Below are 26,755 nucleotides of genomic sequence, written 5' to 3' on the forward strand. Positions count from 1 at the left end.
CCCGGGCGGCACAACAATGAGATAACAGGACTGAGGTCAAGCATGGGCAAACTGGTGGTTTCGCTCGACGGCGTGGTGATCAAGGAGGTGCAGATCACCAAGGACAAGACCACGCTCGGGCGGCGGCCTTACAACGACATCGTCATCGACAATCTGGCGGTCAGCGGCGAGCACGCCGTGCTCCAGATGGTGGGTAACGACGTCTTCATCGAAGACCTGAACTCCACCAACGGTACTTACATCAACGGCAAGGCCATCAAGAAGCAGCTGCTCAACAGCAACGATGTCGTCGAGGTCGGCAAGTACAAGATCAAGTTTCTGCTCGAGGACAGTGCCGACTACGAGAAGACCATGATTCTCAAGCCGGGCGGTACGCCCAGTGGCTTCGGCATGCCTTCGGCCTTCGGTCCCCTGGGCACCCCCGCGAGTTCAGCCAGCCCGGCCTCCATCCGGGTGCTGACGGGTGCAGCTGCCGGCCGCGAGGTCAGCCTCACCAAGGTGGTCACCACCGTGGGCAAGCCCGGCGTGCAGGTGGCCTCCATCACCAAGCGGCCCAGCGGCTATGTCTTCGCCCATGTGGAAGGCGGCGCCCGTCCCACGGTGAACGGCGCGCCCTTGACGGGCGAGTCCATCGCCCTCAAGAGCGGCGATGTGATCGAGCTGGCGGGCACGCAGATGCAGTTTGTTCAGCCGGGCTGAGCCTCAGCGGGGCGGCGCCCGCTGCCTGCTACGCCGCGTGCAGCAAGTCACGCTCCGACAGGCTTCTCCCATGAAGTCGGGACAATCTCACGGCATCAGGCTTCGCGCTGGCGGCAGGGCCGCGTAAATTGGGAGCCCTGCTGAACGAGCCCCGGGCTCAAGAAAACGCCGCGCATGAAGATCAGAGTCCTGGGGTGTTCCGGCGCCATCGCCGCCGGTTACAAGACCACCGCCTTTTTGCTGGACGACGATGTGCTCATCGACGCCGGCACCGGCGTGGGCGATCTGGACTTGTCCGCCCTGGCGCGGGTGGACCATGTGCTGTTGAGCCATTCCCATCTTGACCATGTGCTGGGCCTGCCCTTGCTGGCCGACTCGGTGCTGCGCCTGCGGGCCCAGGCCGGCCGCCCACCCATCCAGGTCCATGCCCTGGCGCCCACCCTGGAGGCTCTGCGTCAGCACCTCTTCAACGGCGTGATCTGGCCCGATTTCACCCGCCTGCCCAGCGCCGAGCGTCCCGTGCTGACCCTGCACCCCTTCGAGGTGGGGCAGCGCCTGAACCTGGGCGGCCGCATGATCGAAGTGCTCAGCGCCGCCCATACCGTGCCGGCCTGCGGCTTTGCGGTGGACGCGGGGGGCGGTCGGGATCACGCCCATTGGGTCTACACCGGGGATACCGGCCCCAACCCCCTGCTCTGGCAGCGCCTGGCCCAGCTGCGGGTCTCGCATCTGGTCATTGAGACGGCCTTCAGCGACGAGGAGCAGCAACTCGCCACCATCAGCCGCCACCTTTGCCCCGCGGCCCTGGGCCGTGAGCTGGCCCAGCTCCAGGGTGAGCCGCAGATCCACATCACCCATATCAAGCCGGGCGAGGTGGAGGCGGTGATGGCCGAGATTGGGGCTCTTGCCGGCGCGCGCCGCATCGCCGCCCTGCGAGCCGGCCAGCTCATCGAGCTGTAAGTCCTTGTTACGAAAGGATTTCGAAGGGGTTGACAAAATTTGTCAGCCTGAGCGCCGGGGCAACAAAACGCGCCCGTCGGGCTGACAAAAATGGTCAGCTGCGAGCCTCCGGATGCGGGGTGTCCGTGATCTTCATCACGCCGTGGAGCGCTTCACAAGCTGGCACGACCCCTGCATTCAGGGGGGATGTCTCTTCCCCAACCTCTCTTTCCGCAGGAGTCTGACATGAGCATGAAGCGCAAAGTCCAAAAGGGTTTCACCCTGATCGAACTGATGATCGTCGTGGCGATCATTGGCATCCTGGCTGCTGTGGCCATTCCTCAGTACAAGGATTACACCAGCAAGGCTCGTATCGCTAACGCCTTGGCCGTGGTGGATCCCTGGAAGAAGGCGATCGCCATCTGCGCCCAAACGAATTCGGGGGCGTTGACGACTTGCACGGCTGGTAGCGACGGCGTGCCCGCCAACACAACGACCGCTCCGGCGAAGGAGGTTTCCTCCATCACCACCACCTCTGCCTCGGCGATTGAGCTGACCTTCTCTTCTGCCGCAGGTACGGACCTGAGCGGCAAGAAGGTGACCTTTGCCCCTATCGTTGGTACGGACTCGGTCAAGTGGTCGATCTCGACCGATGTCCAGAATACCAACCTGAAGTCGGCTATCGAGAAGAACACCGGCTCCTGAGTTGGTGCCTGATTCGGTTAACGGGAAAGGGGCTTAGGCCCCTTTTTCGTTTGCACCCCAGCGTTGGTCTCAACACCTTGGACGCTCTACGTTTTGCCCTGTTGTTGTTGGCGGCTCTCGTGTTGCCTTTACTTCCATGGGGGCAAGGGCTTGCACATGATGTGCCACGCCTTGTGTTGTGTCTGCTGAGCACGGCTTGGGTCGGTGCGTGTTTGCTGTCCAGTGATGTGCCCGGACTGCATTTAGCTAGGGCACAGACATGGGCTTGGGGGTTGCTGTTGCTAGGCGGCGCCTCGGTCGCTTTCAGTGCCCGCCCGGACGTAGCGTTGCGAGAGTGTGGATTTGCAGTCGCTGTTGCTGTGATTCTCGGCTGCGCCGCCGGCATAAGGCCGCAGCGAAAAGAATCGCACGACATGGCGCTGACCCAGCTTCTTGTTGCCGGCGTGTTCGCTTACGCGATCCTGGAGCTTTTGCTCATCGTCTCTGGTCTGATTTTGGATCGGACCTTGGACTACTGGCGGGTATTCGCCGGCTACGTGAACCCCCGCTTCTTCAATCACGTGCAGACCCTGCTGATTCCCCTGCTGCTGGGGTTGCTGGGATGGTCGGCCGTGCGTGGGCTGTGGCGTGGGTTGGCTGCATTCGCCTTGGTGGCAAACGCCTTCTTTCTGCTTTTGCTGATGGGGCGTGCCACCTTGCTGGCTCTGGTCGTGGGTCTGTTGCTGGTGCTGCTCTGGTTTGGTCCGGCCGGACGCGCCTATGCGCGGCGATTTGTTCTGGCCTTCGCGGCCGGCGGTGCTCTATATCTGCTCATCATCGAGTTGCTGCCGTGGCTGTTGGGCATGGAGCCCGTTCCGGCTTTTCGCGAGCTGGGCGAGCGGGGCAGCATCGAGGCGCGCTTTTACCTCTGGCGCATTGCCCTGGACATGATTGCCGCCCATCCCTGGCTGGGCGTGGGGCCCATGCACTATGCGAACCAGTTCAACGGTGAGGCGGCCCACCCCCACAACATCTATCTGCAGATCGCGGCGGAGTACGGCCTGCCCTTTTTCCTGATCCTGATCTTCGTGCTGCTGCGCTGGTTCTGGCGCATGACGCAGCGACTGCGTCAGCACCTTTCGCAGACGCCCGATGCCCTGGCGCTGGGCTGTTGGGCCGGCTTGGTGGGCGCACTGGTGGATGGGGCTTTTTCGGGCAATTTTGTGATGCCCTTGTCCCAGCTCTGGATCCTGATCACGGTGATCCTGCTGCTGCAGCGCTTGCCGCAGGAGCCCCTGGCAGACTCGGGGACGACGCGACCCTCTCGGCTGCGTTTGGCCCTCTGGCGCGTGGGGCTGACGCTTTTGCTGCTGGCGCAGCTCTATGTGTTGGTGGGTGCGTGGCAGGAGTTCCGACAGACCCCGGTGCGCATTCAGGGTGCCCAGGAGCCCGTGGGCGCCACGCACTACAGCCCCCGTTTCTGGCAAGACGGCTGGTTCTAGGACGTCGATGACCGGAGCCGCGCGGTGAAGCTGCGGCGCCATGCCATCATTCGCCCCCATGCAATCCATGTCTCAAGGGCAGGGCCGCCCGGCCTGGGGGCCGCTGCTGGCCACCGCGCTGCCGCCCCTGCTGGCCTACAACCTGACACCCTCGGCCACGCTCTTCAATCAACTCCTGGCCCTGGGCGCCTGGGGTGCCGCGCTGCTGCTCTGGCCGGTGGCGTCTGGTGGTCCATCGCTGCGTGGCGGCGGCGCCGCGATGCGTGCCGCGGTGCTGGCGCTGCTGCTGCTCCTGGGCAGCGCCCTGCTGTCGCCCTGGCTCAATGATCTGCCCATGAGCCTGGCTTGGCAGGCCGGCGCCCTGTTGGTGGCGGCCTTGCTGGTGTTGCAGTACGGCGCGCGCGTCGGCCCGGGCTGGAGCGGCCCGGCACCGAGCCTGTGGGCGGGATTCTGCTGGGGCTTGCTGGCGGCGGGCCTGCTGTCCCTGCTCATCGGCGTGATCCAGGTTTTCGCGCCCCAGCTGGCCGACGGCAATCTCATTGCCCGCTCCGGCATCGCCGGTCGGGCCGTGGGCAATCTGCGCCAGCCCAATCATCTGGCCAGCCTGCTGATGTGGGCCTGCGTGGCCGCGGTCTGGTTGTCGGCCGCGGGGCAACTCGGCCGCCGCAGCCGGCCCTGGTTGCTGCCTGTGCTCTTGTTCGCCCTGGTGTTCGGTGTAGTGCTAAGTGCTTCGCGCACCGGCATGCTGGGCGTGGTGCTGCTAGCGCTGTGGGGCTTGCTCGACCGGCGTCTGCCGCGGGCCGAGCGCTGGGCGCTGATGGCCACGCCCCTGATGCTGGCCCTGAGCTGGGCGGTGCTTTCCGGCTGGTCGCATGCCAGCGGTCAGGCTTTCGGGGCCGAGTCCCGTCTGGCCGAGGGCGCGGGCTCGCCCTCGCGCCTGGCCATCCTGGCCAATGCCTGGACCCTGCTCAAGATGCATCCCTGGACCGGCGTGGGTTGGGGTGAATTCAATCTGGCCTGGACCATGACGCCCTTCCCGGATCGGCCCGTGGCCTTCTTCGATCACACGCACAACATCGTCATGCAGCTGCTGGTGGAGCTGGGCTGGCCCCTGGGGCTGCTGGTGCTGGGCTTGCTGACCTGGGTGCTGTTCGCGGCCTGGCTGGGCAGTCGTCGCGCCCCGGGCGGGGAGCTGGCGCTGATGAGGCGCTGCGCCTTCATGGTGGTGCTGATGATCGGCCTGCACAGCCTGCTCGAGTACCCGCTCTGGTATGCCTACTTCCTGCTGCCCACGCTGTTCGCGCTGGGTGTCTGCCTGGCTCCGGAGCGCGCGCCGGCTCCGCGCCCCGCCGTCGGCGCCGGCCTGCTAAGGATGGGCGGTGTGCTGATGCTGACCGGCAGCGCGCTGGCGGTCTGGGACTATCTGCGTGTGGTGGACATCTACATGCCGCCCGCCAAGGCAGCCTCGCTGGAGTCGCGTATAGAGCGAGGGCAGGGCAGTGTGTTCTTTGCGACCCAGGCCGACTATGCGGCAGCCACCACCTGGATCCCGGGCCCCCTGGCCCTGGAGGCCGCCCAGCGCACGGCCCATAACCTCATCGACGTACGCCTGATGATGGCCTGGGCCAAATCGCTGAACGCCAGCGGCGATGTGGAGCGAGCCCGGTACGTGGTGGCGCGCCTGCGCGAGTTCCGCAGCAAGCAGGGTGAGGAATGGCTGCTTGAGTGCGAGGCCCTGCGCGAGGCCGGCCTCCGCGACCTGCCCTTCCAGTGCGAGCCGGCGGCGCGCGACTTCGGCTATCGCGAGATGCGCTGAGGCGCGGCGCGCCGCGGCCTAGACCTCGGCGTGCCAGGCCCCGCTCTTGCCGCCCTGCTTCTCCAGCACGCGGATCTGTTCCATCACCATGCCGCGGTCGGCGGCCTTGCACATGTCATAGACGGTGAGCAGGCCGATCTGCACGGCGGTCAGGGCCTCCATCTCCACGCCGGTGCGGCCCAGGGTCTCGACCTGCGCGCTGCAGATCACGGCGCTGGCGGCCTCATCCAGCTCAAACTCCACCGCCACCCGGGTGATGGGCAGGGGGTGGCACAGCGGGATCAGATCCGATGTGCGCTTGGCACCCTGGATGGCGGCAATGCGGGCCACACCCAGCACATCGCCTTTCTTGGCCGAGCCCTGCGCGATCAGGGCCAGGGTGGCCGGCTGCATGCGGATGCGGCCAGCCGCGCGGGCCACGCGATGGGTCTCGGACTTGCCGGCCACGTCCACCATATGGGCCTGGCCCTGGGAGTCAAAATGCGTCAGCGGTGAGCTCATGATGATGGCGGCTGGAAACAATCGAGCAATCAAAGGTCTGTCATCATAGTGACCTTGTTTTCCGGCTCCGTGCCTCGGGAGTGACGCCCTTGACCCGCATGATGAATCGGCCGCGCCGTCTCGCGGTGGCCCTGGTGGCTGCCCTGAGCCTGTCGGCCACGCCCCTGACGCAGGCCCAAGTCAGTCTGCCGGCTCTGGGGGATTCGGTCTCGCAAGACCTGGATGTGAATGACGAGCGCCGCTTCGGCGATCAGATCATGCGGCAGATCCGTGTCGACCCGGACTATCTGGATGACCCCATGCTGCTCGAATACGTGCAGCGTCTGTGGGCGCCGCTGGTGGCCTCGGGGCGTCAGCTGGGTCATATCGGCGAGGACACCAGCACCCGCTTCGCCTGGGAAGTTTTTCTGGTGCGCGACCGCAGCGTCAATGCCTTTGCGCTGCCGGGCGGCTTTGTGGGCGTGCATCTGGGCCTGATCGCCATGACCGGCGCGCCGGACGAGCTGGCCTCGGTGCTGGCGCACGAACTCTCGCACGTCACCCAGCGCCATATCGCCCGCCGCATGGTGGGGGACTCTCGCAACAGCCTGCTGGCCACGGCCGGCATGATCGCCGCCATCCTCGCGGCCTCACGTTCAGGCAATGCCAATGCGGTGCAGGCGGCCATCGTGGGCAGCCAGGCCGCGGCGGCGGCGGCATCGCTGAGCTTCTCGCGCGATATGGAGCGCGAGGCCGACCGTGTGGGCTTCAATCTGATGGGCCATGCAGGCTATGCCCCGGCCGGCATGATGAGCATGTTCGAGCGCATGGAGCAGGCCTATCACCTGATGGATTCGGGGGCCTACCCCTATCTGCGCTCGCACCCCCTGACCAGCGAACGCATCGGTGAGGCGCGCTCGCGTCTGGGCGCGGTGGCCCCGGTTCGCCCCCAGGGGCTGGCCGAACATGCCCTGATGGCGGCACGTGCCCGCGTGCTGATGGACGGCCGCGCCGAAATCCTGGCCCAGCAGCAGGGCCTGGACGCGGGCACCCGCGGCAATGCCTATGAGCAGCTGGGCGCACGCTATGCCAGCGCCCTGGCCTCCATCAAGCTGCGCAACTGGCCGCGTGCCGAGACGGCCCTGCACAGCGCGGAGCAGCTGCTGGAGCTCATCGGCGACGAGGCCCGGGCCCGCCGCGCCTTGCGCCTGCTGCGTGCCGAACTGGCCCAGGCCCAGGAGCAGTCCGATCGTGGCTATGCCGCCCTGGCCCCGCTGGCCAAGGACCGCTCACGTCCGCTGATGATGCAGCGCGCCCAGCTCGCCATCTACGACGCCGATCCGCAAGCGGCGCGCGATGCCGCCGAGGCCTTGCAGACCCATGTGAGCCTCAATCCCCGCGACGCCTTGGCCTGGAATCTGCTGGCCCAGCTGTGGCAGAAGCTGGACCGCCCCCTGCGCTCGGTGCGCGCCCTGGGCGAGGCGAGGGCGGCTATGGGCGATCTCAACGGCGCCATCGACCGTCTGCGCTCCGGCCTCAACCAGTCGCGCGGACCCCAGGTCGACCAGATCGAGGCGGCCGTCATCGATGCCCGGCTGCGCAGCCTGATCTACGAGCGCCGCCAGCTGCTGGCCGAGCTCTACCCGCGCGGAGCGCCGCCCGGCGCCGAGCTGCCCCTGCGCAGCAGCGCCGCGCCCTGAGCAGGGCGGCGCTGCCGCCGCAACTCAGTCCACCTCGGGGAACAGGCGCTCGATGATCACATCGATGCCCATGCCGCACAGGCTGTAGATCAGGGATCCGATCAGGGCGGCGCCAAAGCTGGTGACCGCCAGCCCGTCCAGCACCGAGGCGGCGGCCCAGAACATCAGGGCATTGATCACGAAGAGGAAGAGGCCCAGGCTCAGCACCGTGACCGGCAGGGTCAGCAGCACCAGGATGGGGCGAAGCAAGGTGTTGAGCAGGCCCAGCACCAAGGCCGCGATCAGCGCGGCCCCGAAGCTCTTGACCTGTACACCGGGATAGAGACTGGCCACCAGCAGCAGGGCGCCCGCCAGCAGCAGCCAACGCGAGAGGGTCTTGATCATGCGGGAAGCATACAAGCGCTATGCGCACACCATGCCGCTGTTGCGCGCAGTGGACAAGAATCTGCGCCGCCGAGGGCCACTTATTGATTACTAATAAGAATAGTTCGCATTAATGTTACGATCTGGCTTGCTGTGAACCCGCAGGCGCCTCAGGCGCTCCAAGCCCGTGACCCAAGCCTCCTCGGCCCTCTTCCAGGCCACTGACGAACCGACCGAGCCCCGCTTCCCGACGCCACCATCGGGCGCAGGCTTTCGCTCGGCGCCGCCCGTGCATGCCGTGCCTCGGGATGAGCTGGGGGCCATCGCGCGGCGCCTGCTCACCGGCGGCGTGCTGTCGGCCCATGTGCTGGGTGTTTGGGCCTTGCTGCAGGTGGATGCGGTGCGCCAGGCCGTGGTGGAGGCCGCGCCCATCATGGTCAGCCTGATCCAGGCGCCCGAGCCGCCCAAGCCCGCCCCGCCGCCGCCGCCCGCGGCCCAGCCTGTCAAGCCACGCCCGGCGCCCACGCCCGTGATTGCCGCCGCCCCTTCGCCGGCGCCGGCGCCGCCGGCCTTCGTGGCTCCCGAGCCGGCACCGGTCCCGGCGCCCGTGGCCGCCGTGCCCGCGCCCCCGGCGCCACCCGCCCCGCCGGCACCCGCGGCCCCGGCTGCGCCCAAGCTGGTTCCGCCCAGCGCCGTGCGCTATCTGGTCGAGCCCAAGATGACCGTGCCCCTGCTCTCGCGCCGTCTGGGCGAGCAGGGCCTGGTGCATCTGCGCGTGGTGGTGGATGCCCGGGGCCTGCTCAAGGAGGCTTCCATCAAGAAGTCTTCCGGCTTTGCCCGCCTGGACCAGCAGGCCCTGCAGGACATCCGCAGCGCCCGCTTCGCCCCCTATACCGAGAACGGTCAGCCCATTGAATGGGAGACCACGGCCCTGCTGTCCTACGAGCTGGACCGCTGAGACCACCCCCGAATCCCAAGCAAGAAGTTCCCATGGACGCAAGCACCGCACTCACCACCGCCGCCACCGTGGCGCCCGTCAATCCCGGCTTCGGCCACTTCATCGCCCAGTCCGACGCCGTCGGCAAGTTTCTGCTGGGCGTGCTCGTTGTCATGTCCGTGGCCTCCTGGGCCCTGATCGCCGCCAAGGGTCTGACCCAGTACCTGCGCAACAAGCGCAGCGCGAGCTTTCTGGACTTCTTCTGGAATGCCCGCTCCCTGGACGCGGTGCAGGCCGAGATCAGCACCCACGGCGCGCGTGATCCCTTCTCGCACCTGAGCGCCCATGCCCTGCACGCCCAGGCTCACCATGCCCGCCACGGCGCGGCGCGCCTGGCCGAGGCCGGCAGCGCCAATGACTTCATCACCCGCACCATCAAGAAGGTGCTGGATGAGGAGACCACCCGCCTGGAGTCTGGCCTGACCACCTTGGCCACCATCGGCGCCACCGCGCCCTTCGTGGGCCTGTTCGGCACGGTCTGGGGCGTGTACCACGCCCTGCTGGCCATCGGCATGAGCGGCGCCGGCACCCTGGACAAGGTGGCTGGCCCGGTGGGCGAGGCCCTGATCATGACCGGCATCGGTCTGGCCGTGGCCATTCCCGCCGTGATTGCCTACAACGCCTTCAACCGCGGCAACCGCGTGTTCAGCGCCCGCCTGGACGCCTTTGCCTACGAGCTGCACAGCTTCCTGACCCTGGGCGAGGCGCCCGGCGCCGCCGCCCAGCAAGGCGCCAATGTGCGCCCGCTCAAGCCGGCCACCGCCTGAGCCGCAGGGGGAGTAGCAAGTCATGGCCTTCGCCTCCTTTGACAGCAAGCGCAGCAACGCGCCGGTGGCCGAGATCAATATGGTCCCGCTCATCGATGTGATGCTGGTGCTGCTGGTGATCTTCATCGTCACCGCGCCGCTGCTGACCCATGCCGTCAAGCTGGACCTGCCCAAGGTCAGTGCCGCCGCCAACGAGCTCAAGCCCGAGAAGGTGGAGTTCGCCATCGATGCCGCCGGCCAGCGCTTCTGGAACGGCGAGGCCGTCAGCCGCACCGAGGCCCAGTCCCGCTTTGCGGCCGAGGGCCAGAAGCCGAACCAGCCCGAGGTGCATCTGCGCGCCGACCAGAACGTGCCCTACCGCCTGGTGGCCGAGACCCTGGGGGATGCCTCCAAGGCCGGTCTCAGCAAGGTGGGCTTCGTCAGCGAGCCCGAGGTTCAGTAAACCCCGAATCGCCGCGCGGCCTGCGGGCCGCGCTCCACAGCGTCACTGCTTTCACACAACGCGGACGACCGCGTCTCGGCAGGCCAAGCCGGAAGCCAGGCCCGCCGAGGCGGCGTCACGCCCTCAAAACCCAACGGAGTACCTTTTCCATGTCCCGTCGCAAGCATCTCAAGACCTCAGGCAGCCTGTCGCGCCCGGCCGCGGCCCTGCTGCCCCTGGGCGCCCTGGCCGCCGGTTTCGGCCTGGCCTCGGCCGCCCTGGCCCAGACCGCCCCCGCCGAGCCGGCCAAGACCGAGAACGCCCTGCCCGTGGTGCGCGCCAAGGCCAGCACCGAGCGCGCCGGCAAGGAGGACTACCAGGCCACCGAAACCCGCATCGGCAAGGGCAAGCAGGAGCTGCGCGACATTCCGCAATCGGTGACCGTGGTGACCGAGCGTCTGATCGATGACCGCAATCTGGACACGCTCAAGGACGCGCTCAAGAACACGGCCGGCATCTCCTTCCTGGCGGCCGAGGGCGGCGAGGAAGACATCCGTCTGCGCGGCTTCTCCCTGCAGGCCACCGGCGACATCTTCCTGGACGGCATGCGCGACCCCGCCTTCTACGAGCGCGACACCTTCAACTACGAGCGCATGGAAGTGCTGCGTGGTTCGGCCTCCATGCTCTTCGGCCGTGGCTCCACCGGCGGCGCGGTCAACCAGGTCAGCAAGGAGCCGGTGCTGATCAACAAGGGCGAGGTGGCCAGCACCATCGGTTCGGGCGACTACTTCCGCCTCACGGCCGACCTGAACCTCAAGACCGGCGAGGACGCCGCCCTGCGGGTGAACGCCATGGTCACCGATGCCAACAACTACGGCAACAAGATCAACAAGCAGGGCGTGGCCGCGGCCTATCGCATGGGCGTGGGCACGGCCGATGAGTTCCTGGCCAGCTTCTACTTCCTGGACAACGACAACGGCATCAACTACGGCCTGCCCTGGGTGCGCAAGTCCCCCACGGACTCCACCCCGGTGATGCTGCCCATCGACGCGCGCAACTACTACGGCGCGGCCAGCGACTACAACGCCAGCACCGTCACTCTGGCCACCCTGGGCCATGTGCACCGCTTCAGCAGCGATCGCGAGCTGCGCACCACCCTGCGCGTGGGCAACTACGAGCGTGACCAGCGCGCCAGCGCCATCCGCTTTGCCACGCCGGTCTTTGCCTCGACCTTGACACCCGACACGCGACTCAACCGCTCCGGCGGCGGCGTGCACGCCAAGATCATGGACATGGAGACGGCCTATCTGCAGAGCGACTACAGCGGCAAGCACCGCTTCTTCGATCTGAACCACAGCATCCAGGCGGGCCTGGACCTGGCGCAGGAGAAGTTCAACAACTACGGCATCGCGCCCAACAGCCCCACGATGCTCAAGCCCTCGACGACCATTGGCACGCCCAATGACGGTGCCAGCGTCGACGAGTCGCGCCGCATCACCCGTCTGGTGAGCGACTTCGACGCCAAGGCCCTGGGCCTCTATGCCCAGGACCTGATCCAGCTGAGCTCGCAGTGGAAGTTGCTGGCCGGCCTGCGCTGGGACCGCTTTGATGGCCGCTACAGCCAGCCCGAGCTGCGCAGCGCCGCGGGTGCGGTCACACAGGTGGCGGCTGTTCGCTCCCGCGTGGACTCGCTGTGGAGCAAGCGCGCCGGCGTGATCTATCAGCCCTCGGCCACCCAGTCCTACCACTTCTCCTACGGCACCTCCTTCAACACCTCGGGCGATACCTACCGCTTCGACGCGCTGGGCAGCAACACCCCGCCCGAGGGCAGCCGCAATATCGAGCTGGGCGCCAAGCTGGACCTGTTTGAGGGCCGCCTGAGCACCCGCCTGGCCCTGTTCCACTCGGAGAAGTACAACGAGCGCAACCGCGACGAACTCACGGTCAATGCCACCAACTATGTGCTGTCCGGTGCTCGTCGTGCCGCCGGCTTCGAGCTGGACCTGGCCGGTCGCATCACGCCGCAGTGGGAGGTCTTCGGTTCCTACGCCTACATCCCGGATGCCAAGGTCACCAAGGGCTCGGCCGTCAACGGTGTGAGCCTGCAGGGCGAGGCCGTGGGTTCGCGCCCGGGCCTGACCCCGCGCCACAGCGGCACCATCTGGACCACCTACAAGCTGAACGAACACTGGCGTGTCGGCGGCGGCCTCAATGCCCGCAGCTCGGATACGCCCCAGCTGTCCACCACCATCATCGCGCCCAAGTTCATCACCGCCGATCTGATGGCCGAGTACGTGCAGGGCAATCTGTCCCTCAAGTTCAACGCCACCAACATCACGGACAAGCTGTATGCCGACGTGCTCTACCGCGGTCACTATGTGCCCGGCAAGCCGCGCAACTACCAGCTGACCCTGGCGCACAAGTTCTGATCCAGGACAGAGCCGGCCGGCGCCGGTTCGCTAAACTCCTCTCCATCAAGGCCTTTGTTGGCCCGGGGCCCGTCCTCGGGCCCTTTTTTTTGCGAAGGACCCACAGCCCATGCTCCTGAAGATCGAGCAAGTCCTGTCCCCCGAAGCCCTGAGCCAGGCCCAGGCCCTGCTGCGCAGCGCGGCCTGGGAAGATGGTCGCAACACCGCCGGCAGCCAGGCCGCCCTGGTCAAGAACAATGAGCAGCTCCCGGGTGCCAGCCGGGAGGCCCAGGCCCTGCAGCAGCTGGTGCTCCAGGCCCTGGAGCGGCACCCCATCTTTTTCTCGGCCGCCCTGCCCAAGCGGGTGCTGCCGCCCCTGTTCAACCGCTATGGCGGCGCCAGCAATTTCTATGGCCCCCATGTCGATCAGGCTGTGCGCTACCTGCCCGGTGGGCAGCAGCGCGTGCGCACCGATATCTCCTGCACCCTCTTCCTGGCCGATCCGCAGGACTACGACGGCGGCGAGCTGGTGGTGCAGGACACCTTCGGTGAGCAGCGCGTCAAGCTGGCCGCCGGCGATATGGTGCTCTACCCCGGCACCAGCGTGCACCATGTGAGCCCCGTCACGCGCGGCGCGCGCCTGGCCAGCTTCTTCTGGATCGAGAGCATGGTGCGCAGCGACGAGCAGCGCCGCCTGCTCTACGAGATGGACATGAGTCTGATGCGGCTGCGGGCCGAACACGGCGAGTCCGAGGCCACGGTGCAGCTCACCGGCACCTATCACAACCTCTTGCGCATGTGGGCCGACACATGAGCGAGTCCGGCGAGCGTCCCGCGCTGCAAAGCCTGCCCGAAGGCATCGTGAACCTGGCCGACTTCGAGGCTCATGCGCAGGCGTGCATGACGCCCTCGGCCTGGGCCTACCTCAATGGCGGTGCCGCCGATGAGCAGGTCATGCGGGCCAACCGCGCGGCCTGGGACGCCCTCAAGCTGTGGCCGCGCGTGCTGCGCGATCTCTGCGGCGGCCACACGCGCACGAGCATGTTCGGCAAGACCTGGCCGACGCCCCTGCTGCTGGCCCCGATTGCCTATCAGCGCCTGGCCCATCCCGACGGCGAGCTGGCCAGCGCCTATGCCGCGGCCGCCCAGGGCGCCGGCATGATTCTCAGCGCCCAGGCCAGCGTGCCCATGGAGGCCGTGGCGCGCGCCATGCGCCAGGAGCCGACGAGCGGCCCCCTGTGGTTCCAGCTCTACTGGCGCGATGACCGGGGCTTCATGGCCGAGCTGCTGCAGCGGGTTCAGTCCGCTGGCTTTGAAGCCCTGGTGCTGACCGTCGACGCGCCGGTGCAGGGGGCGCGCGACCGCGAGCGCCGCGCCGGCTTTCAGCTGCCTGACGATGTACGTGCCGTCAATCTGGGCGGGCGCAAGAAGCCGCTCGACCTGGCGCCGGGGCAGAGTGCCCTGTTTGATGGCCTGATGCCGCGCGCCGCCACCTGGTCCGAGATTGACTGGCTGCGTGAGCGCAGCCCGCTGCCCCTGCTGCTCAAGGGCCTGTGCCATCCCGAGGATGCGCGCGAGGCCATGCGACGCGGTGTGTCCGGTCTGGTGGTGAGCAACCATGGCGGGCGCACCCTGGACGCGCTGCCCAGCACCGCCGAGTTGCTGCCCCTGCTGCGCGAGGTCGTGGGACCGGACCTGCCGCTGCTGGTGGATGGCGGCATCCGGCGTGGCAGCGATGTGCTCAAGGCCCTGTGTCTGGGTGCCGACGCGGTGCTGCTGGGACGCCCCTATGTGCATGCCCTGGCCACGGCGGGTGCACTGGGCGTGGCCCAGGCGCTGCGTCTTCTGCGCGATGAATTCGAGATCGCCATGGCACTTGTCGGATGCCGTGATGTGGGCGAGGCGGGGGCACATTTGCTCTGGCCATCGCGCATCTGATGCGGGGCCGCGACAAAGAGCGCATTCCAGGCGGTCTTTTGGGGCATTCCTCCCCTTGCAGAGCCTTCTCAATGCGGTAGGCGCGCAGTACCATTGCCTGCGCTAGGTGCCAGAGAGATTGAAGGCTTGTACGCAGGTACGCGACCTTCGCCCGGACCCGGCACATCAACCAAACTTTGATGGAGAGAATCGACATGGCAACTGCGAAGAAGGCTGCTGCGCCCGCCAAGAAGGCGGCGCCGGCCAAGAAGGCCGCTCCGGCGAAGAAGGCGGCGGCACCGGCGAAGAAGGCCGCTCCGGCCAAGAAGGCAGCAGCACCGGCGAAGAAGGCGGCCCCGGCCAAGAAGGCCGCCGCGCCTGCCAAGAAGCGCACGCCCAACGCCGCCTTCATGAAGGCCCTGACTCCCAGCGCGGCTCTGGCCGCCATCGTGGGTGCCGCCCCTCTGCCGCGCACCGACGTGACCAAGAAGGTCTGGGAGTACATCAAGAAGAACAAGCTGCAGGATGAGGTGCAGAAGCGCATCATCAATGCCGACGCCAAGCTGAAGGAGATCTTCGGCAAGGCCAAGGCCGATATGTTCGAGATGACCAAGCTGATCAACAGCCACCTCAAGTGAGCTCGCTGTCCGGTCGCCTCCCGAGGCGGCCGCGATGCACGCAGAACCCGGCTCCGGCCGGGTTTTTTTTATGGCCGCTGGCTGCCGCCGCAGCCGGACAAGTCCAGCGCCTGCAGCGCCTCGGCCAACTGAAGCACGTCGATGGGCTTGATCCAATAGTCCGTGAAGCCGGCGGCGCGTGCGGCCTGCACCTGCTCGGGCAGGGCGTCCGCGGACAGGGCCACGCAGGGCAGGGCTGTCAGGCCCTGGTACTGCGCCCGCAGGCGCGTCAGCAGCTCCAGCCCGTTCATGTCCGGCAGATTCATGTCCACCAGCAGCAGGTCCGGCCGCAGCTCGCCGAGTACGCTGAGGGCCTGGGCGCCATCTTCCACGCAGTCCAGCGACCAGGCATCCGGCAGACGCCGAAACACCTCTTCCATCAGCACGATATTGATGCGGTCGTCCTCGACGTAGAGGACATGACGCCGGGACGCGTGGACGGACATGGAGCGCAGGGACGGTAGTCGGAGGTCAAGCGAAGCGCCAAAGGTGGCGCAGCCCGCACGATATCAGCCTCGGGGGCCTAAGCCGGCAATCTCTGGGTCCAGCAAGCGGGAATTCCGGTCTTGGCCGCAGGTGCCGGGGTCGTGACAGGGGTCTGGCCTGCATCGGAGGCCGCTAGCGTGACAAAAGTCCGCCGCGCCCTCCCGCGCCTGGGGGGGCTTGTCCGGCCCCATGCCCGGTCGGACTCTTACACTGCAGACCTCTAAAAACCAAGTCCCGATCCGCTGCCTCCACAGGCGGTTCACGAGGGTTCAGGTCCATGTCCATGCTTGCCGCCATCGCTCTGGCCGCCTCCGGCGCCACCTTGCCCCAGTGCTCCTGGGACCGCCCAGGGGTCAATCCCTTCATGGGCGATGTGGTCGCGGCCGTGGATCGCTACCAGGACATCCCGGCGGCGACTCGCGCCAAGCTCAAGCAGCGCATGCAGGCGCGGCAGTATGACGAGATGGTCACCATCACGCGTGATGCCATCCAGGGCCAGGCTCGCTACGGTGCACAGATTCGCGATATGCACTTCGGCAAGTCGAGTTTCTGCAATACCGTGATCCGTACCGGCTGGACCGAGAAGATGCAGGAGCGAGGCCTGGTCTATTGCGAGGACGGGCACTGCATCCTGGTGCCCACGGTCTGCCGCAATGTGAGCCGCATCACCCGCGAAGCGCCGGCCCGTGCCGCCGCGCCCGCTACGGCGAGCAATGTGGCGTCCTCCACACGTGCCGGTGAAGATCCCCAGGGCCTGCTTGAGATGGAGCCGACCGGCGCCGGTGTGGCCGGCGGTGGTGGCGAGCCCACCTTTGCCCAGATCTCCGGTGTACCCGTGACGGGTGCCAGCCTGCCCCCCACGGGCGCCGGCATCCCCGTGGGCGGTGGCAGCATCCTGCAGCCGCCGCCTTCCGCGGGCTTCGGGGGCATTCCGCCCCTGCCGCCGGGGGCCATCACCACCGTCACCCCGCCGCCGCCCGTGCCCGAGCCCGGTACCTGGGCCATGATGCTGGCGGGCTTGGTCGGGCTGGCTTTCTGGGCGCGTCGCCGCCAGTCCCAAGCCTGATGCCCGGACCGGCCGGCCTGTGCCGGCCCCGGTCTCGATCCCTGTTCCGATCCTTCCGTCAGCCCCGCGCCAGCAGGGGCTTCAGATACCGGCCCGTGTGGCTGGCCGCGCATTCGGCCAGAGCCTCCGGGGTGCCCGCCATCAGCAGCTGGCCGCCGCCGGAGCCGCCCTCGGGGCCCATATCGATCAGCCAGTCGGCGGTCTTGATCACGTCCAGGTTGTGCTCAATCACCACGATGGTGTTGCCCGCATCGCGCAGCTGGTGCAGCACCTTGAGCAGCAGGGCGATATCGCCGAAGTGCAGGCCCGTGGTGGGCTCGTCCAGGATGTAGAGGGTGCGGCCGGTGTCGCGCTTGCTCAGCTCCAGGGCCAGCTTCACGCGCTGGGCCTCACCGCCCGAGAGCGTGGTGGCGCTCTGGCCCAGCTTCACATAACCCAGGCCCACGTCCATCAAGGTCTGCAGCTTGCGTGAGATGCTGGGCACGGCGCTGAAGAAACCGGCCGCGTCCTCGATAGTCATGTCCAGCACCTGGGTGATGTTCTTACCCTTGTAGAGCACCTCAAGGGTCTCGCGGTTGTAGCGCTTGCCGTGGCAGACATCGCAGGGCACGTACACATCCGGCAGGAAGTGCATCTCCACCTTGAGCACGCCGTCGCCCTGGCAGGCCTCGCAGCGGCCGCCGGCCACATTGAAGCTGAAGCGGCCGGGGCCGTAGCCGCGCTCGCGCGCCGTGGGCATCTCGGCAAAGAGCTCGCGGATGGGCGTGAACAGGCCGGTGTAGGTGGCGGGGTTGGAGCGCGGCGTGCGGCCGATGGGGCTCTGGTCCACATTGATGACCTTGTCAAAGGCTTCCAGGCCCTCGATCTCGTCATGCGGCGCCGGGTCCTGGTGGGCCTGGTAGAGCTTCTTGGCCACGGCCGCGTAAAGCGTGTCATTGACCAGGGTGCTCTTGCCCGAACCCGAGACGCCGGTCACGCAGGTCAGCAGGCCCACGGGGACTTCGACCGTCACACCCTTGAGGTTGTTGCCGCGGGCATTGACGATCCGGAGCGTCTGCGGCTTGTCCTGGCGCGCCAGGCTGTGGCGCTCGCGCGGCACCTCGATGCGTGCGCGGCCGCTGAGGTAGGCGCCGGTGAGCGACTCCGGATGGGCGGCCACCTCGTCGGGCGTGCCCTGGGCGATGATGCGGCCGCCGTGCACACCGGCGCCGGGGCCCAGGTCCAGCACATAGTCGGCGGCGCGGATGGCGTCCTCGTCGTGCTCCACCACCAGCACCGAGTTGCCCAGATCGCGCAGGCGGCGCAGGGTGGCGATCAGGCGGTCGTTGTCGCGCTGGTGCAGGCCGATGCTGGGCTCGTCCAGCACATACATCACGCCGGTCAGACCCGAGCCGATCTGGGAGGCCAGGCGGATGCGCTGGGCCTCGCCGCCCGAGAGCGTGTCGGCGCTGCGGTCCAGGCTCAGGTAGTTGAGGCCCACATCGTTGAGGAAGCGCAGGCGCGCCGCGATCTCGCGCACCACCTTGGCGCCGATCTCGGCCTTGGCACCCTTGAGCTTGAGCCCTTCGAAATAGTCCAGGGCCTCGCGCAAGGTGGCGTGCTCCACCTCGTAGATGGGGCGGCCGATATGGCCCTCGGGCGCATCGGCGGGTTGCAGCACCACATGCCGGGCCTCGCGGCGCAGGCGCGAGCCCTCGCAATGCGGGCAGGGCTTGGCCGCCTGGTAGCGCGCCAGATCCTCGCGCACGGCCGAGGAGTCCGTCTCCTTGTAGCGGCGTTCCAGGCTGCGCAGAATGCCCTCGAAGGGATGGGATCGCTTGATGCTGCGCTTCTTGCCGCTGGCGGTTTCGCCCTGGTAGCTGAAGGCGATCTCTTCCTCGCCCGAGCCGTTGAGCAGCACCGTGCGGGCCTGCTCGGGCAGCTCCTCGAAGGGCAGCTCGATATCAAAGCCATAGTGCTTGGCCACGGTCTCCAGCAGGGAGAAGGTATAGGGGTTGCGGCGGTCCCAGCCCTTGACTGCGCCGCTGGCCAGGCTCAGCGAGGGGAAGGCCACCACGCGCTCGGGGTCGAAGACCGTGACCTGGCCCAGGCCCTCGCAGCTGGGGCAGGCGCCCACCGGCGAGTTGAAGGAGAACAGGCGCGGCTCCAGCTCGGGCAGGGAGTAGCTGCAGACGGGGCAGGCGAACTTGCTGGAGAACAGGGTCTCGGCGCCACTGTCCAGGTCCAGCACCAGGGCGCGGCCCTCGGCCAGGCGCAGCGCGGCCTCGAAGCTCTCGGCCAGGCGCTGGCGCAGCTGGTCGGCGCCCTCATGCCTGAGCTTGATGCGGTCCACCACCACGTCGATATCGTGCTTCTCGGCCTTCTTGAGCACCGGGATGTCGGGCGCCTCCACCGTGATGCCGTCCACCCGGAAGCGCACATAGCCCTGGGCCTGCAGGTCCTGGAACAGCTCCACGAACTCGCCCTTGCGGTCGCGCGCCACCGGGGCCAGCAGCATCAGGCGCGACTCGTCCTTCATGGCCAGCACCGCATCCACCATCTGGCTCACGCTCTGCGCCTCCAGGGGCAGGTGGTGGTCGGGGCAGAAGGGCGTGCCGGCGCGCGCGTAGAGCAGGCGCAGATAGTCGTGGATCTCGGTCACCGTGCCCACGGTGGAGCGGGGGTTGTGGCTGGTGGCCTTCTGCTCGATGGAGATGGCGGGCGAGAGGCCCTCGATCACGTCCACCTCGGGCTTGTCCATCAGCTGCAGGAACTGGCGGGCATAGGCCGAGAGGCTTTCCACGTAGCGGCGTTGACCCTCGGCGTAGAGCGTGTCGAAGGCCAGGCTGGACTTGCCCGAGCCCGACAAGCCCGTGATCACCACCAGCTGGTTGCGCGGCAGGTCCACATCGATGTTCTTCAGATTGTGGGTGCGCGCGCCCCGGACGCGGATTTGCTGCGCCTCGGGCACGGGGGTGAAGGGCTTGGAGTCGGGCATGGGAGAGGCGGCCAGCCGGCCGTGGCGACGCGGGAAAACCCGCCATCATAGGCCGCTGGGGCCAAGCGGTGCCAGCCTTGCTGACATGTGCTGTCAGCACGCTGCGGCTCTCCATCTTGAGGGGGAGAGCGCCGCGCCAGCGGCTGATGGATACTGCGCAACCATGAAGCCCCGCCTCCTGCTCCTCTTGCTTGGCCTGGTCCTGGTCGGGACGCTGCTGCTGGGCGCTTTTGATCTGGGTGATGCTGCCCAGCTGTCCGCAGCCCAGGACCTGAGCGCCGGCCGCATGCCCCTGCTGCTGCGCCTGATCGGGGGCACGGCCCACTGAGGGCCGGTTCATGCCCTTCACCGGTTCAAAGACTGTTGCTTTGAAGCCGATGTAAGGGGCAGGGCTGTCCCGTGCTGGGGGGCCACCCTTTTTTACGGCTTGTCGTATTGCGCAAGCGGGCGCAACAATGCCCTTGCATCTCGGAACGCAGCGGCGTCTCCCGCAGGAGACGCCGCTGTGTTGGTGTCATGCCAACAGGGAGCGATGACATGAGCGGCTTGCACACGCAAAGTCTGGAGCGCGCACTGCTGGAGAGCGAGCAGCGCTTTCGCGCTCTGCTCGAAGGGGTGGAGAAGGTCTCGGTGCAGGGTTACGACGCCGAGCGGCGAGTCATCTTCTGGAACGCCGCCAGCGAGCAGCTCTATGGCTACAGCAAGCAGGAGGCCCTGGGGCAAAAGCTGGAGGATCTGATCATCCCGCAGGAGATGCGGGAGCAGGTGATCGTGGGCACCCGCGAGTGGCTGGCCTCGGGCCGGGTGTCGATACCGGCCGAGGAGCTGGTGCTGCGCCGCAAGGATGGTCGCCCCGTCCACGTCTTCTCCAGCCACACGATGCAACGCAATTGCCGTGGTGAGGCCGAGCTCTACTGTGTGGACATCGACCTGAGCGAGCGGGTGCAGGCCGAGGCGCGGCGCCAGGAGCTGGAGGCCCAGCTGCGCGAGGCCCAGAAGCTGGAGGCCATAGGCCGTCTGGCCAGCGGCATCGCCCACGACTTCAACAACCTCCTGGGGGCGGTGCTGGGCAATGTGGCCCTGGCGCTGGAGCAGCTGCCACCCACCCACCCGGCGGCCGTGCATCTGGGCCTGATCCGCATTGGTGGCGAGCGCGCTCGCAGCCTGGTGCAGCAGATCCTGGCCTTCGGGCGACGTCAACCTCAGCAGCTCAAGGCGGTGCGTTTGCAGGATCTGATCCGAGAGAGCGTGGCCCTGTTGCGGGCCGCCGTGCCGCGCGATGTGCGGCTGGAACTGGACCTGCCCGAGCCAGCCCTTTATGTGCAGGCCGATGCCACCCAGATCCAACAGGTGCTGATGAATCTGTGCACCAATGCCTGGCATGCCCTCGAGGGCCAGGCTGGCACGGTGGAGCTGGGCCTTGATGTACAGCACGAGGGTGCGGCGCCGCGTGCCCATCTGTGGGTGCGTGACGACGGCAAGGGCATGGACCCCATCACCCGCAGCCATCTGTTCGAGCCCTTCTTCACCACCAAGCCCAAGGGCGAGGGCACGGGCCTGGGTCTGGCCGTGGCGCATGGCATCGTGCTGGCGCATGGGGGTGAGATCCAGGTGGACAGCACGCCCGGCCAGGGCAGCTGCTTTCATCTCTACCTGCCCCTGCTGGACTGGGAAGGCCCGGTGACCGAACCGGCACCCCTGCTGAGCCTGTCGGGCGAGGGGCAGGGGCAGCATGTCCTCTATGTGGATGATGACGAGGTGATGCGCCTGACCGTGCAAGGCCTGCTGCGGCGCCAGGGCTACCGGGTCAGCTTGGCCGGCGATGCCGCCGAGGCCCTGGATCGGGTGGCCGCCGGTGATGTGGATCTGCTGGTCAGCGATTTCAATATGCCCGGCGGCTCGGGCCTGCACTTGGCGGCCGAGCTGCAGCGAAAGAGGCCATGGCTGCCCGTGGTCATCAGCTCGGGGCATATCACCGAGTCCCTGCGCGAGCAGGCCCAGCGCCTGGGCGTGCGAGCCCTGCTGCGCAAGGAGAAGACCCTGGAAGACCTGGCCGGCGTGGTGCGTCGCGAGCTCGAACGCGCGCGCTGAGCGCCGACGCTGGTCGCCGTCAGCGACCATTCGGTCGCCCATGCTTGCAGTTCGTCGCAGCCCGCTCGCGGCGGCCGCGCAGGCTGCAGATACTGACTCCATCGATACAGCACGGTGCCGTGTCGAACACAGCAAGGAGTCAGAACATGAACCGCAAGCAAGCCCTCGTCCAAGTCCTGTTCACCCTGGCCGCCGGCCTGATGTTTGCCGGTGCCGCCTCGGCCCAGAAGATCGAGCAGCTGCCCCGCGTGGTCATCACCGGCAAGTCGGTGCCCGCCAGCCAGGCCCAGCAGGTGGTGCAGCTGCCGCGCGTGGTGATCGAGGGCCGCAGCCTGGGCAGCGCCGGCAACACCCAGCTGGCTGCCGCCAAGCCGCAGCGCCGCGTCTGATGTGCAGCCGTGCACCAGCATGAGTTGCCCTCGTCACCGCCGCCGGGGAGCCGAGCCAAGACCGCATCGCAGGTGCGGCCCTGACTCGGCTTCCCGCCCTTTTCGCGCCATCCCCACAGCCGTTCAGTCCCACGGGACCGCAGTTCGTCGCGCCGCAGTGGCAGGCCCGACGCCGAGGCCCGAGACTGCCGCCAGGATCTCGCCTGACAAGACCCCATGGAGTCACGCATGAGCGCCAGCACCAAGACCTTGTTGACCGCCATCGCAGCCGTGGCCAGCGCCGTCCTGACGGCCTTGCTGCTGGCCGAGGGCCTGCAAGCCCGCGAGCACCACAGCGTGGTGCGGCTTGAGGCCGCCCAGGCACCGGGTCAGAACCTGCCGCCCCTGCCGCAGCCCGAGCAGGCGGCGCTCTGAGCTCGGAGGCAGGCTGCGCCCTCGTTCTCACACCCTTTCAATCAAGCCCGGCTCAGGCCGGGCTTTTTGTTGGCTCTGACACTGGGCCCAGCCCCGTGTTGAGGGCGTTTGCCGCAGCGGCTTCATCGGCGCTGCCGGCAGTTGGGCGTGGCGCCGCTGCGCTTCGTCGCATCTGCCTGGTGATCGCGAGCCCGGGCGCCGACACTGATTTCATCGCAGGCGCCGGATGTCCCGGCCAGCAGTCAAGGAGCCTCACATGAAACTCGCTTTGCACGCCTTTGCACATTCCTGCGTGGCAGGCCTGGGTGCCGTGCTCGCCTGGGGCTCGGTGCTGGCCATGGCGGACTACATCTCCACCCCGCAGCATCCCGTCATGGTGCTGGAACGCGTGGTGATCGTGGGCAAGAGCCAGCGCCCCAGTGCGGAGCAGGCCGCGCCCGTGGTGACGGCCCGGCTTCCCCGGGTGTTGATCGAGGGGCGCAGCAGCGGCTGGTCCCAGCCTGCGAGCCTGCTGGCGCTGGATTGCGGCAAGTCGCTCAGGCCGCAGCAGGAGGCTGTGGCTCAGTGCTGAGCCTGCTCATGGCCCTGCGTGCGTTGGCGGTCATCGCCATCAAACTCAGCCGCCAAGCGCCATCGCTCAAGGGCTTGGCCAGGCACTGCTCGTCAGCTGGGGCTGCGGCGCAGGCCAGGGCCTGCAGCGACGGCCAGCGGGCAACAAGGGCCTGCCAGCCGCCGGGCAAGGCCTGCAGCATGGCGGGCTCATGCACCAGCAGGCAGGGCGTGGCACGACGTGCCAGGCCTTGCAAGGCGGGTTCCAGCTGCTCGACATGGCTGCAGCATTCCACCTCGAAGCCGGCCATCAGCAGGCGCTCGCACAGCGCCTCGGCGGCGCTCTCGCAGGGGTCCAGCACCAGAGCCGCCAGCCCCTCGCCCAGATCCGCAGGCAGCTCGGAGCTCGGCGTGGGCCACAGCACCTGAGACTCCAGCGCCAGCTGCAGGGGTAGACGCAGGATGAAGCGGCTGCCCCAGGCGGGCCGGCTCTCCAGGCTCAGGGTGCCGCCCATGTCCTGGGCCGTCTGCTGGGCAATGCTCAGGCCCAGGCCCAGGCCCGGCAGCCCGCGGCTGCTGGCACGGCGATGGAAAGGCTTGAAGATCTGGGCCTGCTCGGGCTCGGGAATGCCCGGGCCATGATCCCGGACGGCCAAGATGAGGCTGGCACCTTCCGACCAGGCCTGCAGCTGCACGGGTGCGCCGTCGCCGTACTTGGCCGCGTTGGACAGCAGATTGAAGAGCACCTGACGCAGTCGGCGCCCGTCCAGTTCCACCACGCCCGGCAAGTCCGGGGCCGGCAGCAGCTGCAGCGCTTGGCCCCGGCTGCGCATCAGGGCCTGGGCCTGGTCCCCGACTTCCCGCAACAGACCCGGCAGGTAGAGCGGTGCAGGCAGGGCTTCGCGCGGCAGCACGGCCTCCGGTTGGCGCGCAAATCCTTGCAGCTCGTCCAGGGTGTCCAGCAACATGCGGCCGCCCTGCTCGATGGCGCGGCGATTGCTCTCGAAGTCCGCACCGGGCTGCAGCTGCCGAGCCAGCTGCAGCACCGAGGCCAGTGGCGCGCGCAGATCATGGCCCAGATAGCCCAGCAGCCTGCCCTTGGCGGCGTCGCTGGCACGCAGCTCGGCATGGGCGCTGGCCAGCTCGGCCGTGCGCGCCTGCACGGCGGCTTCAAGTCCCTGGGCGTAACGCATACGCTCGTCCGCGACATGGCGGGCCATGCCGATCAGCACCGCCAGCCCGCCGGCCAGGGCCACGAGGGTGCCCAGATAGTCCAGCAGGGGCAGGTAGGGAATCGTGCCGCTCAGCACCAGATAGCGGGGCAGCAGACCCAGGAGCTGGGTGGCAATGACCACGGCCCAGATGCGGCCCATGAAGTGACCGTCCCGCGCCGCGCGCAGGCCGGCGATCAGGCCGCAGGCGGCCAGGGCGGTATTGCCCAGATTGGCGATCTGGGTGGCCAGATGGTAGTCACCCACGCAGGCGTACAGGATCAGCAGCAGGCTCAGAGCCATCAGCAGCTGGTGGATGCGAGCCAGGCGCGGCTGCAGGCGCGGAAGTGCCAGCAGCACGTGCAGGGCCATGGCCTGCAGCAGGGTGGCCAGCACGCCGCTCACGCCCAGGGCGCGCTGGGCCCAGTCGGTGGCCTGTGGCCAGAGCAGCATGAAGCTGGTGCCGCGCAGCGAGCCTTCATAGAGTGTGGCCGCGACGAGGAAGAGCCCCGTCAGCGCATAGCCGGGTGAGCGCTGGCTGAGGCTCAGCAGCAGGGCGATCAGTCCAACACCCAGGCTCAGGCTGTGCAGCATGCCGTCGAACCAGAGCAGCTGCTGCTGGCGCTGCAGCAGGGGGCCGAGCTGCCACAGGCTGGCGCGCAGGGCCAGGGCGCTGCGGCTGCTCACCCGCAGCAACAGCACCCGCTCCTCGCCAGGCGCCAGGTTCAGCACAAAGGCCTGGTCGCGCAGGGGCAGCTCGCGCAGATGAAAGGGCTGGTCCGTGCCGGCGCGGCTGCGTTGCCAGCCAGCGGCCGCTGCGCCATGCCAATACAGGGTCACAGACTCCAGCCGCGCGGGCTCCAGCAGCAGCACGCGCTGCTCGGGGCGCGGCTGCGGGTTGTGCAGCCGCAGGCGCAGCCAGTAGGTGTCGCGGGTGTAGCCCGGGTTCAGATCGGCGGTGCTGGCCGGCTTGAAGCCGCGGCCCTCACGCAGCTCTGGCGGCGCTTGATCGGGTGCCGGTCCGCTGGGGCCCGGCTCCACCCGCAGACTCATGCTGGATCGCAGATCCAGGCTGGGCGCCTGATCGGTGGTGGTGCTCAGCGTCAGCAGGGGCTGCGCCTGCAGCGCCGCCGACCCGAGCAGGCACAGCATCAGGAACAGCTGAGCCAGCAGCGCCTGTGCGAGCCGGCCTGCGGTCCGGCTCATGGACAGGCTTCGGCAGGCTCCGAGCCCTGGCGCAAGGACTGTCGGTAGGCCTGCGGGCTCAGGCCATGGCGCTCGCGGAAGGCGGTGGCGAAATTGGCCGGGTTGGCATAGCCCACCATCTGCGCGATCTGCTGCACCTCCAGCCGGGTCTGCTGCAGCAGGCGCTGGCCGGCGCGCATGCGCTCCTCGCTGATATAGCCCGACACCGTCTGTCCCAGCTGCTCGCGGAACAGGCTCAGCAGGCGTTTGTCGCTCAGCCCGAAGTGGCGAGCGATGGCGGCCACGCTCAGACCCTGGTCCAGATGGGCCTGGACATGGCTGCAGATGCTGCGCAGCAGGGTCTGGTCGGGCGTGCTGGTCGGCGCGTCGCGCGTCGGGCGCTCCGCGGCCCGCAGGCGACGTGACAGCGCCAGATGCAGGCGCAGCCGGGCCAGCACCTCCTCGGGGTGGGCATCCTTGCCGATGAAGTCCACGGCGCCCAGGCCCAGCCCTTCGATGCGGGCGGCGGGCTCGTTGTGGGCGCTCAGGAAGATCAGGGGCACCTCGGCGGTGCTGGGGCTGGCTTTGAGGCGGCGGCCCAGGGTCAGGCCGTCCAGATCCGGCAGATTGATGTCCAGCAGTACCAGTTCGGGCTGCAGGCTTTCGGCCTTGTGCAGGGCCGAGAGTCCGTCCGCCGCCAGGGCCAGGCGGAAATGGGGCTGCAGCAGCGGGATCAGCCAGCGCAGCTCCTCGGGTTTGTCATCCACCAGCAGCAGCAGGGGCAGGGGTGTCGATTCTGGAACTGCGCGATTCATCACGGCCGTGATTGTCGGGCATGTCGCGGCGTGCGTGAGGAATCCACGAAGTCCCGACGCTTGTATGCGCCCCTATCGGATTGGCAAAAGTCCCGGGCGGATTGGCAAAGCCCCGCCGGACGCGCCTGGCCGATAAACGTGGCCTTGATTGGAATTACCCCCGAGGACCAGGCCATGGGCAAGAACAAGAAGTCGTTGTCGC

Annotated in this window: 25 protein-coding genes; 19 read left to right on the plus strand and 6 right to left on the minus strand. The window is 67.9% G+C overall.

The features are described 5' to 3' along the window. Window positions 1-42: 42 nt before the first annotated feature. The 5 genes from DFR39_RS03550 to DFR39_RS03570 all read left to right on the plus strand — a co-directional run bounded on the left by DFR39_RS03550 (window position 43) and on the right by DFR39_RS03570 (window position 5,640). A complete protein-coding gene (locus DFR39_RS03550) occupies window positions 43-699 on the plus strand; it encodes an FHA domain-containing protein (RefSeq protein WP_133602138.1) in 657 nt (218 codons plus the stop codon). A 174-nt stretch (window positions 700-873) separates the two neighbouring features. Further along, a complete protein-coding gene (locus DFR39_RS03555; protein WP_133602139.1) occupies window positions 874-1,659 on the plus strand; it encodes an MBL fold metallo-hydrolase in 786 nt (261 codons plus the stop codon). Between the two features lie 225 nt (window positions 1,660-1,884). Then, window positions 1,885-2,343, plus strand: a complete 459-nt coding sequence (locus tag DFR39_RS03560; protein ID WP_133602140.1) for a pilin — start codon at window positions 1,885-1,887, stop codon at window positions 2,341-2,343. A gap of 77 nt (window positions 2,344-2,420) precedes the next feature. Next, on the plus strand, window positions 2,421-3,824 hold the full coding sequence (locus DFR39_RS03565; RefSeq protein ID WP_211343780.1) for an O-antigen ligase family protein: 1,404 nt from the start codon (window positions 2,421-2,423) through the stop codon (window positions 3,822-3,824). A 58-nt stretch (window positions 3,825-3,882) separates the two neighbouring features. After that, window positions 3,883-5,640 (plus strand): PglL family O-oligosaccharyltransferase, encoded by a 1,758-nt coding sequence (locus DFR39_RS03570; protein ID WP_133602142.1) that lies wholly within the window; start codon window positions 3,883-3,885, stop codon window positions 5,638-5,640. Window positions 5,641-5,658: 18 nt separating this feature from the next. On the opposite strand, the gene moaC is transcribed toward DFR39_RS03570, so the two are convergent. Beyond that, on the minus strand, window positions 5,659-6,141 hold the full coding sequence (moaC, locus tag DFR39_RS03575) for a cyclic pyranopterin monophosphate synthase MoaC (RefSeq protein WP_133602143.1): 483 nt from the start codon (window positions 6,139-6,141) through the stop codon (window positions 5,659-5,661). A gap of 98 nt (window positions 6,142-6,239) precedes the next feature. Here moaC and DFR39_RS03580 point away from each other — a divergent pair, with 98 nt between their 5' ends. After that, on the plus strand, window positions 6,240-7,820 hold the full coding sequence (locus tag DFR39_RS03580; protein ID WP_133602410.1) for a M48 family metalloprotease: 1,581 nt from the start codon (window positions 6,240-6,242) through the stop codon (window positions 7,818-7,820). 24 nt (window positions 7,821-7,844) lie between these two features. Here the strand turns inward: DFR39_RS03580 and DFR39_RS03585 are convergent, their stop codons facing one another. Continuing rightward, window positions 7,845-8,201 (minus strand): phage holin family protein, encoded by a 357-nt coding sequence (locus tag DFR39_RS03585; protein ID WP_133602411.1) that lies wholly within the window; start codon window positions 8,199-8,201, stop codon window positions 7,845-7,847. Between the two features lie 169 nt (window positions 8,202-8,370). Between DFR39_RS03585 and DFR39_RS19785 the strand changes: the two genes are divergently transcribed. The 7 genes from DFR39_RS19785 (at window position 8,371) to DFR39_RS03625 (ending at window position 15,331) form a co-directional block, all read left to right on the plus strand. Further along, window positions 8,371-9,141 carry an energy transducer TonB gene (locus DFR39_RS19785; RefSeq protein ID WP_162849408.1) on the plus strand — a complete coding sequence of 257 codons (771 nt, stop codon included), beginning with the start codon at window positions 8,371-8,373 and terminating at the stop codon, window positions 9,139-9,141. Between the two features lie 32 nt (window positions 9,142-9,173). After that, window positions 9,174-9,947 carry a MotA/TolQ/ExbB proton channel family protein gene (locus tag DFR39_RS03600; protein WP_246030661.1) on the plus strand — a complete coding sequence of 258 codons (774 nt, stop codon included), beginning with the start codon at window positions 9,174-9,176 and terminating at the stop codon, window positions 9,945-9,947. A 22-nt stretch (window positions 9,948-9,969) separates the two neighbouring features. Then, window positions 9,970-10,389 (plus strand): ExbD/TolR family protein, encoded by a 420-nt coding sequence (locus tag DFR39_RS03605; protein ID WP_133602147.1) that lies wholly within the window; start codon window positions 9,970-9,972, stop codon window positions 10,387-10,389. A gap of 149 nt (window positions 10,390-10,538) precedes the next feature. Then, window positions 10,539-12,797 (plus strand): TonB-dependent receptor, encoded by a 2,259-nt coding sequence (locus tag DFR39_RS03610; RefSeq protein WP_133602148.1) that lies wholly within the window; start codon window positions 10,539-10,541, stop codon window positions 12,795-12,797. Between the two features lie 109 nt (window positions 12,798-12,906). After that, on the plus strand, window positions 12,907-13,590 hold the full coding sequence (locus tag DFR39_RS03615) for a Fe2+-dependent dioxygenase (protein WP_133602149.1): 684 nt from the start codon (window positions 12,907-12,909) through the stop codon (window positions 13,588-13,590). Beyond that, window positions 13,587-14,714 carry an alpha-hydroxy acid oxidase gene (locus DFR39_RS03620; protein ID WP_133602150.1) on the plus strand — a complete coding sequence of 376 codons (1,128 nt, stop codon included), beginning with the start codon at window positions 13,587-13,589 and terminating at the stop codon, window positions 14,712-14,714. The genes DFR39_RS03615 and DFR39_RS03620 overlap by 4 nt, the downstream gene beginning before the upstream one ends. A 194-nt stretch (window positions 14,715-14,908) precedes the next feature. After that, a complete protein-coding gene (locus DFR39_RS03625; RefSeq protein WP_133602151.1) occupies window positions 14,909-15,331 on the plus strand; it encodes an SWIB/MDM2 domain-containing protein in 423 nt (140 codons plus the stop codon). Window positions 15,332-15,399: 68 nt separating this feature from the next. On the opposite strand, the gene DFR39_RS03630 is transcribed toward DFR39_RS03625, so the two are convergent. Further along, window positions 15,400-15,816, minus strand: a complete 417-nt coding sequence (locus tag DFR39_RS03630) for a response regulator (protein WP_133602152.1) — start codon at window positions 15,814-15,816, stop codon at window positions 15,400-15,402. A gap of 317 nt (window positions 15,817-16,133) precedes the next feature. Between DFR39_RS03630 and DFR39_RS03635 the strand changes: the two genes are divergently transcribed. Beyond that, a complete protein-coding gene (locus DFR39_RS03635; protein ID WP_211343781.1) occupies window positions 16,134-16,922 on the plus strand; it encodes an MHFG family PEP-CTERM protein in 789 nt (262 codons plus the stop codon). Between the two features lie 58 nt (window positions 16,923-16,980). On the opposite strand, the gene uvrA is transcribed toward DFR39_RS03635, so the two are convergent. Continuing rightward, window positions 16,981-19,899 (minus strand): excinuclease ABC subunit UvrA, encoded by a 2,919-nt coding sequence (uvrA, locus tag DFR39_RS03640; RefSeq protein WP_133602153.1) that lies wholly within the window; start codon window positions 19,897-19,899, stop codon window positions 16,981-16,983. 163 nt (window positions 19,900-20,062) lie between these two features. On the opposite strand from uvrA, the gene DFR39_RS19790 reads away from it, so the two are divergent. From DFR39_RS19790 to DFR39_RS03660, 5 genes are all read left to right on the plus strand, one after another. Beyond that, window positions 20,063-20,227: a hypothetical protein gene (locus DFR39_RS19790; protein WP_162849409.1), complete on the plus strand. Its 165-nt coding sequence runs from the start codon at window positions 20,063-20,065 to the stop codon at window positions 20,225-20,227. A 209-nt stretch (window positions 20,228-20,436) separates the two neighbouring features. Beyond that, the gene (locus DFR39_RS03645) at window positions 20,437-21,990 is read left to right on the plus strand and encodes a hybrid sensor histidine kinase/response regulator (protein ID WP_162849410.1); all 1,554 of its coding nucleotides are present in this window, start codon (window positions 20,437-20,439) and stop codon (window positions 21,988-21,990) included. A gap of 146 nt (window positions 21,991-22,136) precedes the next feature. Beyond that, a complete protein-coding gene (locus DFR39_RS03650) occupies window positions 22,137-22,379 on the plus strand; it encodes a hypothetical protein (RefSeq protein ID WP_133602155.1) in 243 nt (80 codons plus the stop codon). A gap of 228 nt (window positions 22,380-22,607) precedes the next feature. Next, window positions 22,608-22,793: a hypothetical protein gene (locus tag DFR39_RS03655; protein WP_133602156.1), complete on the plus strand. Its 186-nt coding sequence runs from the start codon at window positions 22,608-22,610 to the stop codon at window positions 22,791-22,793. 256 nt (window positions 22,794-23,049) lie between these two features. Next, complete coding sequence (locus DFR39_RS03660) at window positions 23,050-23,364, plus strand: hypothetical protein (RefSeq protein ID WP_133602157.1); 315 nt, start codon at window positions 23,050-23,052, stop codon at window positions 23,362-23,364. Here the strand turns inward: DFR39_RS03660 and DFR39_RS03665 are convergent. Together DFR39_RS03665 and DFR39_RS03670 are read right to left on the minus strand one after the other, a co-directional pair. Beyond that, window positions 23,330-25,759 (minus strand): sensor histidine kinase, encoded by a 2,430-nt coding sequence (locus DFR39_RS03665; protein WP_133602158.1) that lies wholly within the window; start codon window positions 25,757-25,759, stop codon window positions 23,330-23,332. The genes DFR39_RS03660 and DFR39_RS03665 overlap by 35 nt on opposite strands. Further along, complete coding sequence (locus DFR39_RS03670; RefSeq protein ID WP_133602159.1) at window positions 25,756-26,553, minus strand: response regulator transcription factor; 798 nt, start codon at window positions 26,551-26,553, stop codon at window positions 25,756-25,758. Before DFR39_RS03670 ends, DFR39_RS03665 begins: the two co-directional genes overlap by 4 nt. Window positions 26,554-26,755: the final 202 nt, after the last annotated feature.

It is taken from the genome of Roseateles asaccharophilus (assembly GCF_004362405.1).
Lineage (GTDB): Bacteria > Pseudomonadota > Gammaproteobacteria > Burkholderiales > Burkholderiaceae_C > Kinneretia > Kinneretia asaccharophila.